This window comes from Paenibacillus peoriae (genome assembly GCF_022531965.1).
Classification (GTDB): domain Bacteria; phylum Bacillota; class Bacilli; order Paenibacillales; family Paenibacillaceae; genus Paenibacillus; species Paenibacillus polymyxa_D.
The window spans coordinates 1264045-1277866 of sequence record NZ_CP092831.1 but is presented as its reverse complement, the minus strand read 5'-3'; the positions used below and the strand labels follow the sequence as shown (position 1 = coordinate 1277866).

The 13822-nt window shown below is 47.7% G+C and carries 13 protein-coding genes; 4 read left to right on the top strand and 9 right to left on the bottom strand.

The features are described from left to right. Window positions 1-143: 143 nt before the first annotated feature. Entirely contained in the window at window positions 144-1376 is a 1233-nt protein-coding gene (locus MLD56_RS05695) for an MFS transporter (RefSeq protein WP_029516110.1), read from the bottom strand. A gap of 131 nt (window positions 1377-1507) precedes the next feature. Here MLD56_RS05695 and MLD56_RS05690 point away from each other — a divergent pair, with 131 nt between their 5' ends. Together MLD56_RS05690 and MLD56_RS05685 are read left to right on the top strand one after the other, a co-directional pair. Beyond that, window positions 1508-1765 carry a YqkE family protein gene (locus MLD56_RS05690; protein ID WP_029516109.1) on the top strand — a complete coding sequence of 86 codons (258 nt, stop codon included), beginning with the start codon at window positions 1508-1510 and terminating at the stop codon, window positions 1763-1765. Between the two features lie 330 nt (window positions 1766-2095). Next, window positions 2096-2773, top strand: a complete 678-nt coding sequence (locus tag MLD56_RS05685; RefSeq protein ID WP_029516108.1) for a peptidylprolyl isomerase — start codon at window positions 2096-2098, stop codon at window positions 2771-2773. A 228-nt stretch (window positions 2774-3001) separates the two neighbouring features. Here the strand turns inward: MLD56_RS05685 and MLD56_RS05680 are convergent, their stop codons facing one another. Beyond that, window positions 3002-3673 carry an MgtC/SapB family protein gene (locus MLD56_RS05680; RefSeq protein ID WP_029516107.1) on the bottom strand — a complete coding sequence of 224 codons (672 nt, stop codon included), beginning with the start codon at window positions 3671-3673 and terminating at the stop codon, window positions 3002-3004. A 120-nt stretch (window positions 3674-3793) separates the two neighbouring features. Continuing rightward, the gene (locus tag MLD56_RS05675) at window positions 3794-5227 is read right to left on the bottom strand and encodes an N-acyl-D-glucosamine 2-epimerase (RefSeq protein WP_241113485.1); all 1434 of its coding nucleotides are present in this window, start codon (window positions 5225-5227) and stop codon (window positions 3794-3796) included. 186 nt (window positions 5228-5413) lie between these two features. Between MLD56_RS05675 and MLD56_RS05670 the strand changes: the two genes are divergently transcribed. Then, complete coding sequence (locus tag MLD56_RS05670) at window positions 5414-6205, top strand: SDR family oxidoreductase (protein ID WP_029516105.1); 792 nt, start codon at window positions 5414-5416, stop codon at window positions 6203-6205. Between the two features lie 114 nt (window positions 6206-6319). Here MLD56_RS05670 and MLD56_RS05665 read toward each other — a convergent pair whose 3' ends face one another. After that, window positions 6320-7114: a YwaF family protein gene (locus tag MLD56_RS05665; protein ID WP_029516104.1), complete on the bottom strand. Its 795-nt coding sequence runs from the start codon at window positions 7112-7114 to the stop codon at window positions 6320-6322. Between the two features lie 164 nt (window positions 7115-7278). Between MLD56_RS05665 and MLD56_RS05660 the strand changes: the two genes are divergently transcribed. Then, window positions 7279-7491 (top strand): hypothetical protein, encoded by a 213-nt coding sequence (locus MLD56_RS05660; protein WP_013309048.1) that lies wholly within the window; start codon window positions 7279-7281, stop codon window positions 7489-7491. A gap of 94 nt (window positions 7492-7585) precedes the next feature. Here the strand turns inward: MLD56_RS05660 and MLD56_RS05655 are convergent, their stop codons facing one another. The 5 genes from MLD56_RS05655 to MLD56_RS05635 all read right to left on the bottom strand — a co-directional run bounded on the left by MLD56_RS05655 (window position 7586) and on the right by MLD56_RS05635 (window position 13775). Next, on the bottom strand, window positions 7586-8857 hold the full coding sequence (locus MLD56_RS05655; RefSeq protein ID WP_029516103.1) for a methyl-accepting chemotaxis protein: 1272 nt from the start codon (window positions 8855-8857) through the stop codon (window positions 7586-7588). Between the two features lie 263 nt (window positions 8858-9120). After that, the gene (locus MLD56_RS05650) at window positions 9121-10461 is read right to left on the bottom strand and encodes a hemolysin family protein (RefSeq protein ID WP_029516102.1); all 1341 of its coding nucleotides are present in this window, start codon (window positions 10459-10461) and stop codon (window positions 9121-9123) included. A gap of 141 nt (window positions 10462-10602) precedes the next feature. Further along, entirely contained in the window at window positions 10603-11262 is a 660-nt protein-coding gene (locus tag MLD56_RS05645; RefSeq protein WP_029516101.1) for an SGNH/GDSL hydrolase family protein, read from the bottom strand. A 168-nt stretch (window positions 11263-11430) separates the two neighbouring features. Further along, window positions 11431-12348 (bottom strand): PD-(D/E)XK nuclease family protein, encoded by a 918-nt coding sequence (locus MLD56_RS05640; RefSeq protein WP_029516100.1) that lies wholly within the window; start codon window positions 12346-12348, stop codon window positions 11431-11433. A 116-nt stretch (window positions 12349-12464) separates the two neighbouring features. Beyond that, window positions 12465-13775, bottom strand: a complete 1311-nt coding sequence (locus tag MLD56_RS05635) for a galactokinase (protein WP_029516099.1) — start codon at window positions 13773-13775, stop codon at window positions 12465-12467. Window positions 13776-13822: the final 47 nt, after the last annotated feature.

The window sequence follows — 13822 nt, the reverse complement described above, 5'->3', positions numbered from 1 at the left end:
CCCTCCTTGTCATATTATCAGTGTAGAGGGTTATGAATAAGTATACTAAAAGTAAAGGTTTGGGATAATTATCTAATCGCGCAAAAAAAGACCTGCTCTAGGAGCCTTAAGCTTATGCCATTAGACAATCTGCTGTCATTCTCCTATCCGGCAGAATGAATATCCTGATCCGTGACGTTCTTCTTGGCTGAAACCGGAAAAACGTTTTTTCCCTTGGCCCATAGCAACAACGCTGCAAGCAGCAATATGCCACCGTTTAACACAAAGATCCAGCGGATTGGCATCCAGCTGCCAAGCATGCCGCCAATCAACGGCCCCGCCATGGTCGCGAGTTGGGTGGCTGATTGATTCAAGCTAAAGGCTCGTCCGCGAAACTCCGGCTTGGTGACCTCCACAGTCATTGCGTTGATAGCAGGCATGACGGACGCATAAAACAATCCATATCCAAACCGAAGCGCACCAAAACCAACGAAGTTGGATACATAAAATTGTAGAATATTCCCGATTCCCGAACCGATCAGCCCAATCAGCAGCACGTGTGCAAATCCGGTCCGTCCTCCAATCCGTCCCCACCGGGGGGCCATCAGCACGGCCGCAATACCTACGGCTGAGAATACAATTCCGGAACTTAGAGACGCTTGGCTGCGGTCAACTCCCATCTCAAGCACATATACCGTAATTAATGGTTCCAGTATCATAACAGAAAAGGTGCTTAATCCCGCCAAAATAAGCAAAAAATACAATGGCCGGTTAGCAATAGCCTCCTTGATATCATCACGAACATGCGAGCGGGTACGGGTTCCCTTGAAGCTGTCCTCTCTAGCGCCAAAGGTCGCAATTAATGCAGATACCAGTACAAGAGCTGCAGAGAAAAAAAAGGCATTCCGATTGCCATAATAATGGCTCACTACACCACCGATCAACGGGCCTATAATGCTGCCTGTCGCCCCAGCGGTCGCCATTATACCGAGCGCATAGCCCGTTTTCTCTTCTGGCGAACCCGTTCCGACCAGCGCAATCGCAGCAGGAATAAACCCGGATAGAAGACCTTGAAACAGTCGTACTCCTACGAACACATATGGATCTGTCACAAAGGCACATATCAGGTACAACACCGCCAGGCTAAAGCCTGAACGAATCAGCATCGGCTTACGTCCATATTTATCTGCAAGCGAACCCCAAAATGGGGCAATCAGCGCACTGGCTAAAAAAGTGACTCCAAAGGCAGTCCCCGACCACAGTTCCAAATGATCATTTACGCCCATTTCCGTATTCAGAAAAATAGGTAAAAACGGAATAGACACGGAATAGGCCATGCTGCAAAACAACACGCCAATCCACAAAATGACCAGGTTTCGCTTCCAATATAGATGCATGATGCCACACGTCCCTTCTGCTCATTCCATTATTACCCCCTCAATTAGAAAAGTCTACCGCCCCCCTCATCCTTCCATCGTGGAACAACCGTGAAGAAGCTGATATAATCGAATGGAATGGAGATGATGACATGGCTAAGAAAAGAAATTCGTCTTCCCCTGCTCCTGCGCCTCAGGACAAACCTGCTACGTTAAAGGATCTGTTGAGTCAGGATGTGCTGAATAAGCTTAAGGCTCAAGCCAATGAAGCCCAAGCAGAACAGGACAAGCGTAAAGAAGACGAACGGCAGCGTGCCGTCGAAGCAAAAAAAGCTGAACAGAAGAAGCTAGATAACAACTTTGAGCATCTGCTGAATAACAGCAATTTGGACTGGCACAAATACAAATAAGCCAAAACCATAACGGTTTTGGCCTATCTTTACGCTTTATGTTATAGCCAGTCACGAATATGTTGTACTGAGTACAGCACCCCTACCCAAACCGGCAGACTGAACGCCATACCCCATATGAGACCTTTTGCCAGCTTTTTGTCTACCTCCATCATGATCCTGCCCCTTTCCTTGGGAATAGCAGCAGTATGGGTCAAGAATACGGCTTTCAAACCCGTATTTCCTTATCCCCAGCAAAAAAGGTATGATAGAAAATGGAAAAGTGTTCTGCGCTGCCCCCAAACTTTAAATTAGGATGTTACACCATCCAACCTTTCAGGAGGAATATCAATGAACCGAAAAACGATACGCCCATGGTACACGCTGTGCCTACTGGCCATCATGCTCGTGCTGGTTGCTGGATGCGGTACAAAAGCGGCCGATGTGGAAGCTGCCAGCCGGACAAGCACTTCAACTCCTGCTGCGACTAAAGACAAGAACAAGGCTGTTTCCCATCCGATTGTCACGATTGTCATGAATGATGGCAAGAAAATTAAGCTTGAGCTGTATCCGGAAGTAGCACCGAACACGGTTAACAATTTCATTTCTTTGGTACAAAAGGGAGCCTATAACGGCACCATTTTCCACCGTGTGATCCCAGGCTTTATGATTCAGGGTGGTGATCCGCAAGGTAACGGTACAGGTGGCCCCGGCTACAGTATCAAAGGCGAATTCAAGAGCAATGGTGTTAACAATACACTCAAACATACACGTGGCGTATTATCCATGGCCCGCTCAGCGGATCTGGATTCGGCCGGATCGCAATTTTTCATCATGGTTGCCGATGCGGACTACCTCGACGGTCAATATGCTGCTTTCGGTAAAGTAACGTCCGGGCTGGACGTGGTCGATGCTATCGTCAATTCCAAACGGGATAGCAATGACAAACCGATCCAACCGGCTACGATGAAAAAAGTAACTGTGGATACGCTGGGTAAAAAATATCCAGCTCCAGTCAAAGTAAAGTAAGACATTCAAATTATTCTTTCAAAACGGGATAACAGCAACGACCTTGCGCATACGCGTGAGGTCGTTTTTGCTTATCCCTTGATGCTCTCTAAGCTGCTGCCTCTATGATGTAGTAAGAGTATATACACAAAAGGAAGCGTTTTCAATCATTATTTTTAAAGTTTTTTTCCGTTATAAGAGCCGCCAGCGTTCGACAAAAAAACTACTGTATGAGCAGTAAATATTCGTCTAATTGGACTTGGCCTCGACTGAACGAATACCTTCCATCTCTTGCAGCAGTGACAGCAATTCCTCCACTCCCTCTGACCGGGACAGCTTTAGAAGCATATGAATAACCAACTGTTCACCGTTATTGATGCGCTCGGCGTGAAAACTGTGAATGGTCAGCTTCTTGTGCTCCAACAGTTCTTTGATCCGATTCAGTACGCCCGGTTCATTGTCGACCTGAACAACCACTTGTCGCGTAGACGGGGTAGCCATCTGATAAAACCGACTATGGAGCAAGGACTGAGCCGCTAAAATAAACAGCGTCACACCTGCACCAAGTCCATACATTCCTGCACCTACGGCTATACCGATTCCGGCGGTAGTCCAGATGCCTGCGGCAGTGGTCAATCCTTTGATTCTATTTTTTTGTGTGAAAATCATCCCTGCGCCGATAAAGCCGACTCCACTTATAACCTGCGCTGCTATTCTGGAAGGGTCCAGCGACAGGTTAGTCCAGGCGGCTTGATCCTGGAAACCATATTTGGATACCACCATCATGAGCGCTGCGCCAATACCGACAATGAAATGCGTGCGAATGCCTGCCTCCTTCATCCGACTCTTCCGTTCATAGCCGATTAACGCACCGCACAAGCCAGCGAACATGACCCGAATCAGATAATCCCAATCCCACATACTTTTTTCACTCCACTATTTATTTATGTTTTGAAAAGATGTTGCCTTAATATATACAACTCAATAATGCTACGGCAAATGAGCCGTTTATACAGCTGTTATTTTGTTATTACCCAAATTTTAAGGTATCTTCACTTCATGCTCTGGCAGATTGCGATGTACCTTTCTCCCCTTAAGCAGCCACAACTCTGGTGTATCCTGTACACCATCAAGGCGCAAGCTGAACGCCCCCGCTGGTAAATTGCGTATACGCAGCAATAGACGGTTTCCGTCTGCTACGGCATCCACAAGCTCCAACAACGTTAGTGAATCCTTCCTTAGGTGGCGGCTCAGGTCACGTGTTGTACCTGCTCTGTCCTCCCGGCTCCATATACGCAGCTCATCTACAGACGGTGTAGCAATCCGCTTGCTGAAAGAAATAACCACCTCATCTTCAGCTGATCGTTCCGCCTTAAGCGGTTTGGGCGGCTCATCGTACATGTAACCACCCAAATGGTATTCATAGGCGGTCCAGGCGTCGTACCCGCCATCCAAGGCGGCAGCGCCAAACCGCCGCGTCCACTCACGGTCCCGAACCATACGCGCGAGAGAACCGATATCCGCCTGCACCCCGAGGGGCAGACCCGGATAAGCGGCCCGTATCGACTGCGCGATGCGGGCGTAGCCGTGGGTATACTGCGGCGGCAGACGGCGACGCATCCAGTCCGGCCAATGGGTCTGGAGCACGTGCATATCCGGGGCTACGCACCCGATCATGGCTACCGCGTCAAGACCCTGCCATTCCCGTAGCTGGCCGGGGACATCGCCGCGTCCGCTCACAGCAAGCGACCATGTCGCCACACAGATGTCCGGTCGGACATCTCGCACACCACCCGCACCGTTTACCAGCTCGCTGATCAGGCCATTCACGGCGTCCACACGCAGATCAACCCACTGCGCGTACAGCTTCGGAACCTTCAGGTAATAATTCCGCGCATGCTTGTCGCGAAAATCCGGAATGTCCTCACCGCTACGCTCGCGAAAGGCGCGCTGTGCATGTGGCCCAATATCCCCGTACACTCCACTGCGCAGCCCGTTCCATTCGGGGAAATAAGGCTCCGCCACCTCGAACCCGTCGAACGGAATGTCGGTGACGAGCCGGACAGCGGCTTTCTTTTTCCATTCCACATACTCCTGGGCAAAATGCGAAAGCCGCTGAAATCCGTCGTTCGGTTCGCGCAGCAGCTCCATGCGCCATCCTTTCCACTCCGGCGGCAGCTGGGACACGCCAAAAGAACCGTTGCCTAGCACCATCGCCCACACCGCTATGCCTCTGCGTTGAAAAGCAGCAACAAGCGCTCCATCCACTTCATTTTCACGCACGACAAAATAATGAACGGTCTGGTAGCCCGCAAGGGCGATCTCATCTGCTATACTGTCCCGCGAACGGTTCGCGTAATAGGGAAACAACGGATCGATTTGAATACTGGGGCCGCTCAGTGCCCACGGTTTCACTTTTCCGGTCAGTGCTATAGCGTCTGTCGATTCGGGTTGGTCATTTGCGTTATAGCTCAATTCGATCCACCTCCGTCACCCGGTCTTCCCCGATACGTGTTCCTGCTATAAGTTCCTGCTGGTTCCCTATGTTACCATATTTCGCAAATGGGGTGAAATCCAGCGGTGACTGTTTCACCATCAACGTACAGAGGTATGGAATAACGAGTCAGGTTTAGTTTATGAACGGAATGGGAGGAATAGTCAATGGCAGAGCAGAGATTGCAAGGAAAGATAGCAGTGGTCAGTGGTGGAGGTTCAGGAATCGGCAAGGCGACCGCGATCCGTTTTGCAGAACAAGGCGCCAAGGTGGTCATGCTGGATCGGACACCCAAGCATGCAGAGGAGACCCAAGCAATTATTGAGCAGGCTGGCGGTGAAGCACTTGTGCTGGAATGTGATATTTCCAAGCCGGATATGATTCAGCAGGGGTTCGCTAAAGTCGTGGAAACGTACGGAAAGCTGGATATCGTGTTCGCCAACGCAGGCATTAACGGCACCATGGCCCCTATCGAGACACTGGAGCTAGAGGAATGGGACCGCACGATGAACATTAATCTTCGCGGCACCTTTGCTACCGTTAAATATGCCGTCCCTTACCTGAAAGAACACGGCGGCAGCATTATCATTACCAGCTCCATCAACGGTAATCGCACCTTTTCGGGTATTGGATTCTCAGCCTACGCCTCCACCAAAGCAGCTCAGGTTGCGTTTATGAAAATGGCAGCGCTGGAGCTGGCACGTTACAAAATTCGGGTCAACGCGATATGCCCGGGAGCCATCGACACGCAAATTGATAATAACACGTACCCTTCGGAAGACTTGAAGAAGGTAGAAATTCCAGTCGAATTTCCGAAGGGCGGAGAGCATCCGCTAGAGGGTGCCCCTGGTGAACCAGAGCAGGTTGCCAATCTGGTCCTGTTTCTCGCCTCAGACGAGTCATCTCATGTATCGGGTACGGAAATTTATGTAGACGGAGCAGAATCACTACTGCGTTAAGTATTAGAATGGAGAACGTTATCCCCAGGCGTACTATTGTTTAGGCATTCTTAGCATTCTTAGCAGCCTTATCCTTGGTCAGATACTTGTGGAGAAGGCTGCTTTCATATGGCTTTACAACGGCTTTGATGTCGACCTATCAGCACCATGCACAGCTCCTTTGCGAAAGCGGACATACAGCCTGCCTCCCGGGAGCACCTCGAACAACAGCATCAGAAGCGAAAAGAACAGCAGTGCAATGGCTTCTTCTGCCAGAATGTACAGAGGATATGGCCCCAAAACATCCAATATCGACGGTGTCGACGGCTTTCCGGCTAGAAACATGTAGTTAGCACCGAGAGCATCGTCTACGATCCACACTATCAGCGCCAAGCCATTCAGAAAAAGCATAGCTCCCCCCACACTCTTCCATGTCGGTTTGAGTCCTTCTATCCAGGTCATATACAAGGCTGCCAAAATAATAGCACTATGAGCTACGAAAAAATGGATAAAACGATAATGCGGAAAGGCATATGCCAAATTAGGCGTGAGTACTGCTTGGAGCGCCCCTCCAATTCCGGCAAAAAGGATGATCGGATATAACCAGCGGCTTCGAAAAATGAGCATCAGGATAGACAACAGCAGTGTCACACTACACAGTTCTAATGGCAATGAAGTCTGGACATCCCAAATATGCTGCATCACATACCAAATATTCAGAGTCACCTCTGACAGAATGAGGACTGTAATTAACAACCAGCGAATTCCCTCACTTACAGGCTTGTTCGACCGAATCCATCCCCTAGTCAGCCACAGCAGCAAAGCGCAAACAATGAGTCCCAATACAGCCAACCCATGTGACGGAGAAAAAGCCTCGAACCCTTCTGGCGCGTTGGCATCAAACCAAGGCCCTGACCACGACCTATCCATAGCTAGCCCCCTTTGATCTCTTTCTCGATCTCTTTCTCGATCTCTTTCTCGCTTCATTGCCTTCTATTTTATACCCAATAGCCAATTATGTTCTAGCCGCGTTTCTTGCTTGTTCAATACCTTACCTTTATGATAAAAGATATTATATTCAAAGGAGAACCCTCATGGCCATTAATCGCCGATTAATTACAGATCAGGATTTCAATGAGGCACTGGAACGTCATCTTCGTGTCCGAGTATTTCAGGATGACCAATTGATTGGCTCTGGCGGAATCATAATCCGTTTTGACGATCAAACCATCGTCGTGCAATCCAGCGTCAGTGATCTGGCTTACCACCCTAGAAAACAATGTGAGTTTTTTGAAATTAAAAAATAGCCGCTACACACCGGGAAACCATTTTGCTGCGTTTTCCGGTGTATAGCGGCTACATTTTGTTCGTATATATCATGCCTCACATGACGATTTCTGATTATAGTTGCATTCCACGTGTTTTCATCATGAGTTTATTCGTAAGCACTTTCAAATCCTCGGAAGAAGACGAAATTTCCTGCATAATTGCTGTCTCCTCATGAGCAGCTGTATAAATTTTGTGAGCCCCTTCAGAGAAGGCCCCAGACATTTGCTGAATACGATGGATCTGCTCAAAGGTTTGATCTACCCGATTCGTCTGCTCCGTCACGGCCTCTTCCATTAAACGGATGCTCTCGACAAATTCACGTACAATAGCGTTCAAATGGTTCAGCGTCTGATCCACAGAGCTTGTCCGTTCCGCCTCGGCACTGACCAATGACGTTTGCTGATGCATCAACTGCACTGTCTCTACGATTTGTGACTGCACACGGCTAACGATGGCATTTATTTGCTGCACAGACTCCGTACTTTGGGCGGCAAGTGCGCGAATTTGGTGAGCCACTACCGCAAACCCGTTCCCTTCTTCTCCCGCACGCGCCGCTTCTATGGAAGCATTCAACGCCAGCAAATGGGTTTGTTCAGCAATATCCTTCACGGTGCTTGTAATCGCTTCAATTTGGGAAGCTTCTTTTTCCAGTCGTGCAATTACCTGCTGCGAACGACCATGTGATGCTGTCAGCTCTCCCATTCCATCCATCAGGGATGAAAATACGGTCTGCGTCGAATCTACTGAATGCTCCATATGGCCAGACAGTTCCAGCATATGTCCCGATTTGCTACGCATCATTTTAAAATCGCCCAGCATTCGGTCTGCTGTTTTAATCGATTGGGCAGATGCTTGCTTTTGCTGCTCCACGCCATTCAAAATATCTTCTACCACCGAAGACATGGACTCAATTTGTGTGGTAGCCTGTACAATAGCCAAGCTCAGATTTTCCGCACTTTGCGAAGTGGTTCTGGTGCTGTACGAGATCTCATTGAACATATCTTTAATGTTCAGCATCATGTGCCGAAATGCATCATACAGAACTTTGATTTCATCCTCCGAGCGACGTTCAGGAATCACAACAGACAGGTTCCCCGCCGAAGCTTCCTCTGCCGCCTTCGCCAACCTAACAATGGGCCGCGTGAGTAATTTTGAGATCAACCAGCCCAAAATGCCACTCCACAGGACACCCAATAACAGAATGATCGAAGTGTACACCCATTCTTGTGTACCTTGAGCAAGCCAGTCCTTGAGTACAAAAATAAAAAAAGCGCTTGTTCCATAGGTTATTGCAGAAATTGAGACAAATGCAGTAACCATTTTCGTACCTAGTGACATCTTCATGTACTGTAGCCCACCCCAAAAAACTCAAATTTGATTCCATTTTACCATAAAATTGCTACATTTCTAGTAGAATTTTTCACAGACAGATATATTTATGAGCATAAAGATACAGAGTCTTAAGTCCCCTATCCTAATTACAAAAAACACTATGTTACCAGGTAGCAGCTTGCATCTTAAGATGGACAAATCGCGTTGCCACAAGCTTTACAGGCTATTCGTCACATCTTAAGCAAGCTGTTACTCGACAAAGCCATTTTCCATTATTAAAAATCATTGTCATTTTTCTGTTCAACGACTGCTTTCTTCATCGCTTCAATTGTGTCTATTTGGTGACTGTTTTTTTCCAGTACAGTAAACTCCCATAAACCGATGGTCAGCTTGTCTCCTTGCTGGATATCAAAACGCTCTGAAAGCATCCATCCACCAATCGTATATACGTCCCCGGCCTCAATATCCGTCTCCAAGCGCCGATTGACCTCATGAATGAGCGCCTGTGATTTGAGTATGTAACGATGATCATCTGTTTTTGTAATGAGTGGAGTTAACGCTGCGGGGGTTTCGGTGTCGGTATAGGAAGGAATGTCTCCAACAATCTCCTCCATAATATCCTCCAGTGTGACAAGTCCAGATGTTCCACCATATTCGTCCACCAGCACCGCTACTGGAATGCGCCGTTTTTGCATCTGAATCAGCAGATCCCGAGCCTGAACCGTCTCGATAACCTGAAGCACCGGATGAATATAAGAAGCCATCGTCGTATTCCCTGTGCTGTGCCCACGTGCCAAATCATGCAGGGCTTCCTTAACGCGAATCATCCCGATAATACGATCCCGGTCGCCATGTTCAGCTACAGGTAGAAAATTATAAACTTTGTCCTCGATCAGCTCCATAAACTCGGCCACTGTTGCCTGGTGGGAGATGGAGCGGATGTGGATGCGCGGTACCATAATTTCCTGCGCTGCACGGTCGTCAAAATCAAATACATTGTTCAGATATCGATATTCTGTCGGTGTAATTTCACCACTACGAAAACCTTCAGATAATGCCAAACGAAGCTCAGCTTCACTAAGTGCTGCATCTTCTTCAGATACTTTTTTGAGCCCAAAGAGACCTGTAATGACACGCGATGAACGACTAAGAACCCAATTCAGAGGATAGGTCATTTTATAAAATATCGTGATCGGACGGGCAAAAAACAATGCCATCGGTTCCGCAATCTGTATGGCGAATGTTTTCGGTACCAGCTCCCCAATGACCACCTCAAAATAGGTCAAGATCAGAAAAGCCAGCAAAAAGGAGAGCACTCCCGTCAGGCCTGGCGGAATATGAGCCAGCACAAACAGGGGGTGTAGCAGATGTTCAACAGTAGATTCCCCTAGCCAGCCTAACGCCATTGAGGTTAATGTCGTTCCGAGCTGACAAGCAGATAAATACTCGTCCAGCCGAGACAAAATGTTTTTAACAGCTTTCGCATTTTTGTTGCCTTCAGAGGCCAATTGATTGATGCGAGATACCCGCACACGAATAATGGAATACTCCGAGGCCACAAAAAAAGCAGTTAATGCGATAAGTAATATAACCAGAATGATATTTATCGTTTCCATAGCCCTCTCTTGCTCCGTTCATGATGAAGCAAGAAGCACCCCCTTTGACATTCATTTTTGGATGGAACCATAACATAAGTAATGATGTCCATAATCGTGTATTACCCAAAAATGACAAGGAGTAGACTATGTATGACCCTGTTAGCGAATCGCCAGCGGACTCTTTTGCACGATATCTATCCATTGATTAGCTATCAACTGATGCCCAACCGCTGTCGGATGAACCCCGTCATGCAGCCAATAGGAGGCGTCCGCCTGGGTAGCGGCTTCGTTCAACATGCTCTGGAGCGGCACAAATACAGCACCAAATTCGTCCGCTAGCTGACGTACAATACGCTGATACCCCGTTATTTTTTCTTGCCAAATGTTCCATCGCGCTTCGGTAGCTCCTGTTTTCAAAATAAACGGCTCGCACAGCACGAGTCCCAGATCAGGCATCACTTCACGCGTTTCTTCCAGAAGGTGGCGATAGGCTCGTTCAAATCGGTCCGTCACCCCGGACGGCTCCTGCTCGACGATCCGCCAGGCGTCGTTCACTCCGATTAGAATGCTGAGCAGGTCTGGCTTCAGGCTAAACATGTCCTCATTCCAGCGTGCATACAAATCCGAAACTCGATCCCCCGAGATTCCCCGGTTCACAAATTCTGGCTGTGTGGTCGTCAAACGGCTCCCCAATGCACCTGCGATCAGATACACATAACTCTGACCCAGCCAATGGTTCGCATCCTCATTTCGTCCCCTTCCTCCGTCTGTTATAGAATCTCCCTGAAATAGAATACGTGCGTGTTCTGTACTCGTCATCTTCCTAACTTCCTCCTTCACATTTTCCAATAATACCCTTATCACACCTCGCGTCATCTAAATTATAAAGCGGTTTCAAAATATAGAAGAATTATAGATTTGCCATATGGCCGGATTCACTAGCTTTAATTAGGGTAGGAATCCGGTGGCAAAGGCGATCAAGTCATTTCACACCGCTCGGTACTTACACACCTCACGAAAATTACAGCCTCCGCACGCTCTGCGTGAAGGCATCGGAGTGAAGAAAGACTCGGACTTGGGGCGGTTATAGTAATCGTCATCGAGACAGGACTTCATTTCATCGATGTATCGTCCTACATTACCAACCACTTTGTCGATATCTTCTTGCGCGGGACGATATACCTCATGCTCTCCTGTCATCAAATACTCCACACGTACCTCAATCTTCTCCAAAGGAAGCTGATAGTGCTCCTGCACATAGGAAGCATACAAAAAAAGCTGGTCGGAAAAATCGCCTTCCTTGCCTGTTTTCCAATCCACGATGACCATGTCTCCATTGTCTCTACGGTAGAGCAAATCCATTTTGACATACACCTTCGTCTCATGAAGGAGCATCGTATCCCACTTCTCCACTTCTACAATTCGGGCCTTTCCCTGTTGCAGTTCACGCCAAACCGCAGTACGGTACAAATTGTGTATCACCGCGTGCTGCCGCTCCTTAATAAGGGCGATCCGTTCTGGAAGCACCTCGTCGTCGTAATAAACCTCCGCCAGCATGACGCGATTTTTCGGATCTTGTAGCCATAGCTCACGGTGTAGCGATTCCTTGTAGCTGTTATTCAACATGTTCTTCATAGCTGTCTCAAGGTATGCTGTGCGCGGGATAGCCCCTTTTTCCATCCATCCACGTATGACGGATTCACACATTTGATGCGTAATATTCCCGAATAAAATATATAAGTTGCTCAGTTGCTTGAGCCGATACAATGTAACTTGCTCTTCAGTGCCCTGTGCCGAATTCCAGCCATTATGCGAGCCGTAATAATGATAATAGTATTTGCGTAAGCATTCATCGAACGTTTGAGCCCTCGATTGCGAATAGGACCAGGACGGGTATATAGCCATGACAGGCCCTCCTTCATTAAAACTATCATCTCTTTATTATAACGCAAACCCAAGCTGTATCGGCGATAAAAAGGACGAAGACCTTAACCCATGGGTTAAAGTCTTCTACTGACTGACTAGTTTGTAGACTCGCAATGAGTCCGTTCAACATTGATCAAATTACTAACATTAACGGCACCGTCCTCACGGACGTTGACAACAAGTACCGGAGTTCCCAGCATGCCGCTGATCCACTCCTTATAATCATCCACATGATCATTCGGAAGAATCGTCAAGATGACACCAGCAAAGCCACCACCATGTACTCTGCATGCGCTGTTATCTATTGACTTTAAATACATTTCGGTTAAAGCCAGTGCAACCGATACGTCTTGTTCCCGCGCAATCCCACTTCTATATACGTTTTGGAGCCATTTCCATGAGGAATTACCAGATTCAGTAACGAGCCTCAGGAAATCAGTAAAGCGCCCTTCCTCCAGTGATTTCACCTGTTCATCCACACGTCTATTTTCTTCAAAAAAATGCAACGCCCGCAGCACTGCACGGTCTCCTGCTTTTTCCCTGACCATCTTGAGGTTGGCATATAGATCCTCCGGCAATAAGTCACGGCAAACCGTTGCGCCTAAAGATTGTGCCACTGCACGCATTTCGTTGGGCACTGCCGCGTAATCGTCCGTTAAATCGGCATGATTTCCACCTGTATTTACAATAACGAGGGAATATCCGTTTTGTTCAAAATTCCAATGAACAGGATTTATGATCGGTTCCTTGGGATTTTCAAAGTCAATGGAAATCAAGCCGCCATACGCACAAGCCATCTGATCGAGCAGCCCCGACGGCTTGTTCCAATAGCCATTTTCTGCATACTGACCAATTTTGGATTTAGCAACAGCATCTAACGCTCCCTCGTTATAAAAATGATTTAATATCGTACATATCAACATTTCAAAAGAAGCGGAAGAGCTTAAACCTGAAGCAGAGAATACATTACTTGATATATAAGCTTGGAATCCCCCGATACGGTATCCGAATTCAAGTAGACCAGCGGCAATACCACGGACCAGCAGCATCGTACTGTCATCCTCCGGTTTTGGCGACAAGTCAGTTAAATCGATGACGTACTTCGTCTTGTAGCCTTCAGAAAAGAATGTAATTACAGACTCCTCCACTTTAGAAGCTACAGCGATGGTATCAAGTGTAATACTGCCTGCCAGCACCTTCCCGTGATTGTGGTCTGTATGATTTCCACCAATTTCGCAGCGCCCCGGAGCACTAAACAGTTCAATATCCCCTACACCAAAATGCTCCCGATACGCCTGTATAAGTGATTCATATCGAGTCGTTTGCTCAGAGATTTGCTGTTGACCGTACATTCGGGCAAGCACTATTTGTCCCTCTCTGGAATTCAATAGTTCCATATCTTTCATCGTATATCCCCCTAATTGTATGTGTTTTCCTATGCTGGAATGATACT

Excerpts from the sequence above, each read along its gene's own strand:
- MLD56_RS05660 (WP_013309048.1), top strand. The coding sequence starts at position 7,279 with ATGGCCATTAATCGCCGATTAATTACAGATCAGGATTTCAATGAGGCA.
- MLD56_RS05665 (WP_029516104.1), bottom strand. The coding sequence starts at position 7,114 with ATGGATAGGTCGTGGTCAGGGCCTTGGTTTGATGCCAACGCGCCAGAA.
- MLD56_RS05635 (WP_029516099.1), bottom strand. The coding sequence starts at position 13,775 with ATGAAAGATATGGAACTATTGAATTCCAGAGAGGGACAAATAGTGCTT.
- MLD56_RS05685 (WP_029516108.1), top strand. The coding sequence starts at position 2,096 with ATGAACCGAAAAACGATACGCCCATGGTACACGCTGTGCCTACTGGCC.
- MLD56_RS05670 (WP_029516105.1), top strand. The coding sequence starts at position 5,414 with ATGGCAGAGCAGAGATTGCAAGGAAAGATAGCAGTGGTCAGTGGTGGA.
- MLD56_RS05650 (WP_029516102.1), bottom strand. The coding sequence starts at position 10,461 with ATGGAAACGATAAATATCATTCTGGTTATATTACTTATCGCATTAACT.
- MLD56_RS05645 (WP_029516101.1), bottom strand. The coding sequence starts at position 11,262 with ATGACGAGTACAGAACACGCACGTATTCTATTTCAGGGAGATTCTATA.
- MLD56_RS05655 (WP_029516103.1), bottom strand. The coding sequence starts at position 8,857 with ATGAAGATGTCACTAGGTACGAAAATGGTTACTGCATTTGTCTCAATT.
- MLD56_RS05695 (WP_029516110.1), bottom strand. The coding sequence starts at position 1,376 with ATGCATCTATATTGGAAGCGAAACCTGGTCATTTTGTGGATTGGCGTG.
- MLD56_RS05690 (WP_029516109.1), top strand. The coding sequence starts at position 1,508 with ATGGCTAAGAAAAGAAATTCGTCTTCCCCTGCTCCTGCGCCTCAGGAC.
- MLD56_RS05680 (WP_029516107.1), bottom strand. The coding sequence starts at position 3,673 with ATGTGGGATTGGGATTATCTGATTCGGGTCATGTTCGCTGGCTTGTGC.
- MLD56_RS05640 (WP_029516100.1), bottom strand. The coding sequence starts at position 12,348 with ATGGCTATATACCCGTCCTGGTCCTATTCGCAATCGAGGGCTCAAACG.